The sequence below is a fragment of the Enterococcus pseudoavium NBRC 100491 genome, assembly GCF_001544295.1.
GTDB classification, from domain to species: Bacteria; Bacillota; Bacilli; order Lactobacillales; family Enterococcaceae; genus Enterococcus_A; species Enterococcus_A pseudoavium.
Map to the genome: position 1 here is coordinate 42,943 of NZ_BCQF01000020.1, position 8,533 is coordinate 51,475.

General features: G+C 38.8%; 9 protein-coding genes. 8 read left to right on the plus strand and 1 reads right to left on the minus strand.

Annotated elements, in window-relative coordinates; all coding sequences use genetic code 11:
* From EP1_RS09860 to yihA, 6 genes are all read left to right on the plus strand, one after another.
* The gene (locus tag EP1_RS09860; RefSeq protein WP_067626954.1) at window positions 1–540 is read left to right on the plus strand and encodes an RDD family protein; all 540 of its coding nucleotides are present in this window, start codon (window positions 1–3) and stop codon (window positions 538–540) included.
* Window positions 537–1,460 carry a tetratricopeptide repeat protein gene (locus EP1_RS09865; protein ID WP_067626956.1) on the plus strand — a complete coding sequence of 308 codons (924 nt, stop codon included), beginning with the start codon at window positions 537–539 and terminating at the stop codon, window positions 1,458–1,460. The genes EP1_RS09860 and EP1_RS09865 overlap by 4 nt, the downstream gene beginning before the upstream one ends.
* 103 nt (window positions 1,461–1,563) lie before the next feature.
* A complete protein-coding gene (tig, locus tag EP1_RS09870; protein WP_067626958.1) occupies window positions 1,564–2,847 on the plus strand; it encodes a trigger factor in 1,284 nt (427 codons plus the stop codon).
* A 259-nt stretch (window positions 2,848–3,106) separates the two neighbouring features.
* A complete protein-coding gene (locus EP1_RS09875; protein WP_067626960.1) occupies window positions 3,107–4,519 on the plus strand; it encodes a GH25 family lysozyme in 1,413 nt (470 codons plus the stop codon).
* A gap of 150 nt (window positions 4,520–4,669) precedes the next feature.
* Window positions 4,670–5,917: an ATP-dependent Clp protease ATP-binding subunit ClpX gene (gene clpX, locus EP1_RS09880; protein WP_067626963.1), complete on the plus strand. Its 1,248-nt coding sequence runs from the start codon at window positions 4,670–4,672 to the stop codon at window positions 5,915–5,917.
* 187 nt (window positions 5,918–6,104) lie between these two features.
* The gene (yihA, locus tag EP1_RS09885) at window positions 6,105–6,704 is read left to right on the plus strand and encodes a ribosome biogenesis GTP-binding protein YihA/YsxC (protein WP_067626965.1); all 600 of its coding nucleotides are present in this window, start codon (window positions 6,105–6,107) and stop codon (window positions 6,702–6,704) included.
* On the opposite strand, the gene EP1_RS13540 is transcribed toward yihA, so the two are convergent.
* The gene (locus EP1_RS13540) at window positions 6,701–6,853 is read right to left on the minus strand and encodes an SPJ_0845 family protein (RefSeq protein ID WP_167540751.1); all 153 of its coding nucleotides are present in this window, start codon (window positions 6,851–6,853) and stop codon (window positions 6,701–6,703) included. The two genes, yihA and EP1_RS13540, sit on opposite strands and share 4 nt — an antisense overlap.
* 134 nt (window positions 6,854–6,987) lie before the next feature.
* On the opposite strand from EP1_RS13540, the gene EP1_RS09890 reads away from it, so the two are divergent.
* A complete protein-coding gene (locus tag EP1_RS09890; RefSeq protein WP_067626967.1) occupies window positions 6,988–8,316 on the plus strand; it encodes a beta clamp domain-containing protein in 1,329 nt (442 codons plus the stop codon).
* A gap of 16 nt (window positions 8,317–8,332) precedes the next feature.
* Window positions 8,333–8,518 (plus strand): hypothetical protein, encoded by a 186-nt coding sequence (locus EP1_RS09895; protein ID WP_067626969.1) that lies wholly within the window; start codon window positions 8,333–8,335, stop codon window positions 8,516–8,518.
* The last annotated feature ends 15 nt before the right edge of the window (window positions 8,519–8,533 follow it).

An 8,533-nucleotide genomic window follows, 5' to 3' on the forward strand; every position in this document is an offset into this window, starting at 1 on the left:
ATGATGACAGAGACGAAACCAGCAGTCGGTCCCGTTTCAAAATTACTTGAAAAGCCACAGCAACAGCCTGAATTCCATTATTATCCTGAATATTTTTATACTGGTTTTTGGATTCGCTGCTTTGCGTATTTAGTAGATTTATTGTGTATTGCAGCGATTACAGGGATTTTACTGGGATTACCAGCTAATTTATTCAACCTCTCCAAAAGCCGTGAGTTAACAAGTGTTTATGGTCTTTCGGCACTAGGAATCTATTTGGCCTATTTCATCCTGTTGACCAAGCTAAATCAAGGCCAAACAATTGGCAAGATGATTTTTGGGATTCGCGTAATTTGTTTTAAAGAGGAAGAACTGAGTTGGCAAACGGTTTTGATTCGTGAAGGAGCATGCCGCTTTATTTTACGGGGAGCCTTTTTTATGTTCGGTTACTTGGTCACTATTTTCACCCCTAATAAGCAGCATATCGGTGATTATTTTTCTGATACGAGTGTGGTAACCTTAAATTTATTGGCGGCTAGAGAGGGCGATGCAGAAGCATGAAACCAATTGAATTTCCTAATAACGCTAACTATTATTTAGCATTAGCAGAAGAAGCTTTTTCTGAAGGGAATCAGCAACAAGCATTAGAAAATTACAAACAGGCCTATCAGTTAGACCCCTCGGCTAAGTTGAACCGCTTAATCGCAAGTCTAGCAATCGAGCAGGGCGATTTTTCTGGGGCTGCAACTTATGCGGAGGAGGCGGCTGACAGTTACCTCGAAACATTGGAGAACATGGAGTTATACTTACAAATTCAGCTCTATGGACAACGCTTTTTTACGGCTCGGGAATTTCTATGGCGAGCACAAAAAGTTAAGCTGCTTACGGAAGAGCAAAAAAATCGTTGGGAAATGCGGATTGCAGATCAAGAAGCGTTTTATCAAAAACAACAGCAAGCACAAATTAATCAGCTTGAGACTGAGTTAGCTATGCTGCCGCTATTAGAACCGATGGAACAGCTGGTGCTAGTTCGAAAAATCAGAGAGTTGCCCGCAAATCAGTTGAGAGCACGGGCAGAAAAGTTGATGGTTGATCCTAACGTGGCCCCCTTGGTTCGTAGCTATTTATTTGAAAGCCTGGCACAGTTAGGTTTTAATGAAAAAGTTCGCTATTTAACCATTCAGGCAGAGATTATTGAGTTATCACCAGCTAGTGCCGGTTTCGATGATCGCCTGTTGCTAGCGATCGAAGAAGCTTTAACGCTACGACTGCGGGATCAAGATCCCATTTTATTGAGCAATTTATTGGAACAAGTAAAAGTCGAGTTGGCATTTTTATATCCACTTCAAAGTTCATTTATGGACCCAGAAGCCTGGACAGCTAGTTATCTAGCGGAATATCTTGACATACCAGAGCCACTAAATGACAAAATTGAAACGATTCGCGAGAAAATTAAACAACTGATGTTCGCTTATCATTAAAAAATGCCGAGAGTAAAAGCTTTATATTTACATTTCACAATCAGTAGTGTAATATTTAATGGTATGCAAAATGCAAGTATATTAGTATTCGGAGGGAATAAATTTGACTGCAAATTTTGAAAAAACAGGCACCAATGATGGTGTGTTAACATTCTCAATTGAACAAGTTGAGATTCAAAAAGGATTAACAAATGCATTCAACAAAGTGAAAAAAAATCTAAACGTACCTGGCTTCCGTAAAGGTAAAGTATCACGCCAAGTATTTAATCGTATGTATGGAGAAGAAGCGTTATACGAAGATGCTTTGAATGATGTTTTGCCAGCTGCTTATGAAGCTGCGGTTAAAGAAGCTGGAATCGATCCTGTTTCTCAACCAAAAATTGATGTAGACAGCATGGAAAAAGGCGAAGCTTGGGTAATCAAAGCAGAAGTTACTGTAAAACCTGAAGTAAAATTAGGTGACTACAAAGAACTAGAAGTTCCTAAGCAAGACGTTGAAGTAACCGATGCAGACGTTGATGCTCGTGTGAAATCAGAACAAGAATCACAAGCAGAATTAGTAATCAAAGAAGATGAAGCTGCTGAAAATGGTGACACAACGGTTATTGACTTTGAAGGTTTCGTCGGTGACGAAGCATTTGAAGGCGGCAAAGGTGAAAACTATTCACTTGAATTAGGTTCTGGCTCATTCATTCCTGGTTTTGAAGAACAATTAGTTGGTCATAAAGCTGGTGAAAACTTAGACGTAACTGTAACTTTCCCTGAGGATTACCAAGCAGAAGACTTAGCTGGTAAAGAAGCAGTCTTCAAAGTAACTATCCATGAAGTAAAAGCAAAAGAATTACCAGAATTAGATGATGATTTTGCCAAAGACGTTGACGAAGAAGTAAATTCTTTAGACGAATTAAAAGCAAAATATCGTGACGAATTGACAAAACAAAAAGAAGAAGGCGCGAAAGAAGCGAAAGACGAAGCTGCCATCAAGCAAGCTGTTGAAAACGCTGAAATCGTAGAACTTCCACACGTAATGGTGCATGATGAAGTTCATCGTTCAATGGATGAATTTTTAAATAATATGCAACGTCAAGGAATCTCACCAGAAATGTATTATCAATTAACAGGTTCAACTGAAGAAGATCTTCATACTCAATTTGAAGGCGAAGCTGAAAATCGCGTGAAGACGAACTTAGTCATGGAAGCCATCGTTGAAGCTGAAAAAATTGAAGCTTCTGAAGAAGATATTGCTAAAGAAATCAAAGAATTGGCTGAAATGTACCAAATGCCTGAAGAACAAATTCGTCGTGTCCTAACAGAAGACATGTTAGAACATGATATTAAAATGAAAAAAGCTGTTGAACTTGTAACTGGAACAGCTGTTGAAAAATAAGTAACTGACTTTTTATTAGCAGATTGCTAATAGTGACTTTTTAAGTATGCGGCACGGAATATTGTGCCGCATACTTTTTTGTTTGGCCTGTTATGAGTTAAAAACGGGAAACAATCAACTCTTTATTTTCTGTTTTTTTATAGAACTTTTAGATGAATACCTTCAAAATAAGTGTCAGGTTTGATAAAATTAAATTATTAATAAATAAAACGAATGCTTGGATGAGTCATTTATAAGTTATTCTTTTGAGGAGAAGTCAATGAAGAAAAAAATTTGGGGATTATGTTTTTTAACTGTTTTAAGTTTAAGTTTTTCAGCAGTCGTTTCTGCAGAGGAGAATTCCACGGAAACTAGTGAAGAGACAGCGCAGACAGTTGCTGCGACTGTCTCCACCGAAACCAATCTTTCAACGGAAGAGCCAGCTCAAAGTGTACTAAGTAGTCAAACAACTGAAGCAACAAGAGAAAGTATGGAAGATAATCAAACGACGAGTTCTGAATCAGCAGAGCCGGCTGTTCCTGAAACACAGATTGAAACACCTGAAGGGACGATGAATTTACCTAAAGGGCGCTCGGATCTTTACCCAACGATCCAATTATATTCAGCAGTGCCAGCGAGTTCGGTCACAAACACTAATACGCCAAGTAAGAATTTTATAGATATTTCGTCTCATAATGGCAATATATCTGTGGCGAATTTCCAAAAAATCAAAAGTTATGGTGTCACAGGAGTCGTGGTGAAATTGACTGAAGCCACAAGTTATACCAATCCTTACGCTCAAGTACAAATTAATAATGCCAAAGCGGCGGGCTTGAAAGTCTCCGCGTATCATTACAGCTGGTTCATTAACGATGCTCAAGCGGTTGCTGAAGCTAATTATTTTGCCGCAGCTGCCAAAAGATTTGGTTTGAGTACTAGTGCAGTAATGGTTAACGATATTGAAGAACCACAAATTGCTGGCAAAGGAAATCATACAAATAATTCTAAAGCCTTTGAGAACCGCTTAAAAGCGTTGGGCTATGAAAATGTCCGTCATTATATTGGTTTAAACTGGCTGGACTCTAAAAATCCACTCATTAATGCTAGTACGATTGGCAATAAAAATATTTGGGTAGCGGCCTATCCATATTATCCAAAAGAGAATTTGTACTTGCAATATGGTGCTTGGCAGTGGTCAGCGCAGCTAACTTTCCCGGGGATTAACGGTAATTTTGATATTAATGCAGATTATACTGGAACATTCAGCAGTCAATCTACACCAACGCCGCCGGCTAATACTGTTCAAATGTATCGTTTATATAATCGGAATAGTGGGGAGCACTTTTATACCCAAAATGCTGTTGAAAAAAATAATTTAATAGCAAAAGGGTGGAATTATGAAGGTGTCGCTTGGAACGGACCAACTTCGGGAAGCCCGGTGTACCGTTTGTACAATCGCAACGCGGGGGATCATCATTACACGTTACATGCTTATGAAAAGGATAACTTAATCAAAAAAGGCTGGCGCTATGAAGGGATCTCCTGGTACTCGGGCGGATCAAATGTTTTGCAACGTCTGTATAATCCAAATGCCAAAGCCGGATCCCATCACTATACGTTGAATGTGAATGAAAAAAATAATTTAGTATCAAAAGGCTGGAAATATGAAGGTGTCGCTTGGTATGCTAAATAGTCAAAAGCTCTCGTTTTTCGAGGGCTTTTTTCTTTAGAATTCCTTTTAAAATGCTTGCGGTTTCTTTGTCTTTTAGTTGCTTTATGGTATTATAGATAAAGACTGCAATCGTGGAAACACTTGTAGAGAATGAAACAAGAGGTGACAGCCATGTATGAAAGCACAGGCGCAGGTGAAACAGTCCGCTGTTCATTTTGCGGAAAGACTCAAGAAGAAGTAAAAAAAGTTGTTGCAGGTCCAGGAGTATACATTTGTAATGAATGTATTGACCTTTGTAAAGAAATTATCGACGAAGAGTTTCATGAAGAAGCGATTCGTGAATTTATTGATGTGCCAAAACCCAAAGAATTGCTGGATGTCTTAAATCAATATGTCATCGGCCAAGATCGGGCGAAGCGAGCTTTATCCGTTGCTGTTTACAACCACTACAAACGTGTCAATACCGAAAACGAGGATCTGGATGAAGTCGAGTTGCAAAAAAGTAATATTTGTTTAATTGGACCAACGGGTTCAGGCAAGACCTTTTTAGCGCAAACCTTGGCTCGAACCTTAAATGTGCCTTTTGCGATCGCAGATGCCACTAGTTTAACTGAAGCAGGTTATGTCGGTGAAGACGTTGAAAATATTTTATTAAAATTATTGCAGGCGGCTGACTACAATGTAGAACGGGCAGAAAAAGGGATCATCTATATCGATGAAATCGACAAGATCACCCGCAAGAGTGAAAATGTTTCGATTACCCGCGATGTTTCAGGTGAAGGGGTCCAACAGGCCTTACTGAAAATTTTAGAGGGAACCGTGGCAAGCGTACCACCCCAAGGTGGACGGAAACATCCTCATCAAGAATTTATTCAAATCGACACGACCAATATTTTGTTTATCGTTGGCGGTGCCTTTGATGGCATCGAAACGATCGTGAAGAACCGTTTAGGTGAAAAGACGATCGGCTTTGGCACGAATAACAAAAAGATCGATGATGATGCAAGTATCATGCAACAAATCATTCCCGAAGATTTATTGAAATTTGGTTTAATTCCTGAATTTATTGGACGTTTGCCGGTTACGACTGCGTTAGAGAAATTGACAACGGAAGATTTGGTCCGGATTTTGACGGAACCTAAAAATGCGTTGGTTAAACAATATCAAAAATTACTTTCCTATGACGATACAGAATTGTCTTTTGACAGTGATGCGCTTAATGCGATTGCAGACAAAGCAATTGCTCGTAATACGGGAGCACGAGGCTTGCGTTCGATTATTGAAGATGTCATGATGGATGTTATGTTTGATATTCCTTCCGATGAGACGATTGAAAAAGTTATCGTTACGAAAGATTCTGTCGAAGGAATCGGAAAACCAATTATCAAATATCACAACGATAAGAAAAAAGCAGGTTAACAAGGTGTAGGTTGTGGCAGAAGTGGTCAGTTTCAAGAAATGAGAGGGAGTCTTCGAAAATTGTTACTCAGATTTTTGTGGAATTTCGACTTGTTTCTGAAGAGGCTACTTGTGCCGTGCCGTTTATTTGGAAAAAGGGGCTGTGATAAGGCTTTTGTCACAGGCCCTTTTTGAAAGGCGTGAAAGAATGAAAGTGCATAATGCAGAGATCGTGATCAGTGCGGTCTCACCAAAACAATATCCGGAAACCGATTTGCCAGAGATTGCTCTAGCAGGTCGTTCGAATGTCGGAAAGTCCTCATTTATCAATACGTTGATTGATCGCAAAAATTTAGCGCGTACGTCAGGAAAACCCGGGAAGACTCAGACTCTGAACTTTTATTTAATTGAGGATGCCTTACATTTTGTTGATGTTCCTGGTTATGGTTATGCGAAGGTTTCTAAAACCGAACGGGCAAAGTGGGGCGAAATGATCGAGACTTACATTACAAGCCGCAAACAATTGCGGGCTGTGGTCTCCTTAGTGGATGTTCGTCACGATCCTAGTAAAGAGGATATTCAAATGTATGAATTTTTGAAATACTATAATATCCCGGTGATTGTGGTTGCTACAAAGGCAGACAAGATTCCTCGTGGAAAATGGAATAAGCACACAAGTGCGATCAAGAAAAAATTGGATTTTGATCCAAATGATACCTTCATTCTTTTCTCATCTGAAACAAAGCAGGGGAAAGAGGAAGCGTGGCAAGCAATTGAAGCCGCAATCGAAAAGGATCAGGCAAATTAAGCCTGATCCTTTTTTTTATCTATTTTTTCAGTTTTAGGTTTTAAGAATTTTTCAATTTCCTCATTCTTTTGAACTTTCTTTTCAGGATCAACTACAAATGACTCAAACAATTTGTCCAAATCATCCGTTTTTTCAAATTTTAGGCCCATGAGAACACCTCCATCTTTATTTTTAACATAAATTATTATAGGATGCAATTTCTTAAAAGTTACCAATCAATTTCATAGGGTTTTTATAATATTTAAGCTATAATTATAATAGAAGGATGAGAAAGGGGAAAGCGATGGAAAAAGAGCAGCGATTATATAGCGTTAGCCAGCTTTATGGTTTAAACCCGGTCGATATTCAATCAAAGATCAATGATTGGCTCGTGATGAGCCGTCTGTTGCTGGAACCGGATAAGATGTCAATCAATGGAAAAGAGCAAGAATTCGAACTAAATCAGCTGCGTCAGATGATTGAAGGTTTTGGTACGAAAGAAGATGTTTGGTTTCGCTTAAGTAATGAAGCAGAAGAAGCAACGGTCCATCTAATGGGAGATACTTTATTTGAGAAATGGATCATTCAAAAGTCAAATTTCCATTATTGGGAAGCGGTCTACCTGGATTATCTCAAAAATCGTCTAATTGAACATGGCTTCTTTGCTTATATTCGTTCTTATGAGGAATATTTGTACCATAATACCAGCGAACTCGATAAACGACGCTCCTTTGAAACGGCAGAGGAAACGCATGCTTTGCCAAAAATGAAGGGACTAAACGGTGACGTGGTTGTGGATTGTAATTCTTTTCCCGGTTATGACGTGTTCTACAAAGGCGTTTGTTTAACGGCTTGTTGGTGGTTGTTTTTGGGAGAGCCATATAAAAAATTATTTGCAAAACAGCTGTTACTAGAAATTCAGCAAGTTGAGCGGGTGGCAGAGCTAGGTTCCGGCGTCTTCTTTGAACTTTATAAAGATCCTTTCCAATGGAAAGAAGTCGCAAATTTAGGATTCCAACAATTGTTTCGTGATCAGTTAGGAATCCCACAACTAGCCTATACAAATGGGGTTGGTTTGCTGAAACAACCTTATATTGAATTTGCTTTTGATGACACGGTGATTCAAACGGTTCAATATCAGAATGAACAATTTCAGCCGACTGAGAAAAATTATGCTTCTTATTTCGTGACGCGGACCTATGATTCTTTAACGGATCAGTATCGTGTCAACCGGATGAAAGGTGGACTGAATGCACTGGCCTATTTTCCTTGGATTGATGAGGAAAGCGAACGAATGATGAATTATCATATTTTATACCCCGAGTTAACGTTAGACAAAGGTCTGGCAGCTTTCGAGTATTATATTCGAGATTCACTTGAGTTTGAGATTCAAGATCAGCGCTATAAAGATTACACAGCTGTTCTACAATTATTTATCCCTAAAAAAGCTTTCTTAGACTTTCCCTTAGAAGAATTGAAATCAGTTTTGAAGGATATGACGATTCACCAAGTCAGTCGTAAAAATGATTCTTTGACCTTTTCACTGGAAAAAGAATCACAGCATTTGATTGTTTCGTTTATTGATCAAAAGAAAGTATCAGCTAAGAACCAATTAGATATACTTGAAATCTAAAAAGGAGAGGATAACTATGGATCGGAGATATATCAAAATTATGGGGATTTGTGTCGTGATTGTGGGCTTTATCTTTGCATTGCCGCTTGCGGTGCTGGAAATCCCTCTATCAATTGGTGTTTTCTTTATTGGAATGATTTTATTTGCCGTGAAACCGAAACCTCAACCAGTCAGGGTTCGTAGAAAAGATCGTTGGATGTAGCATGTCTAAATAGCT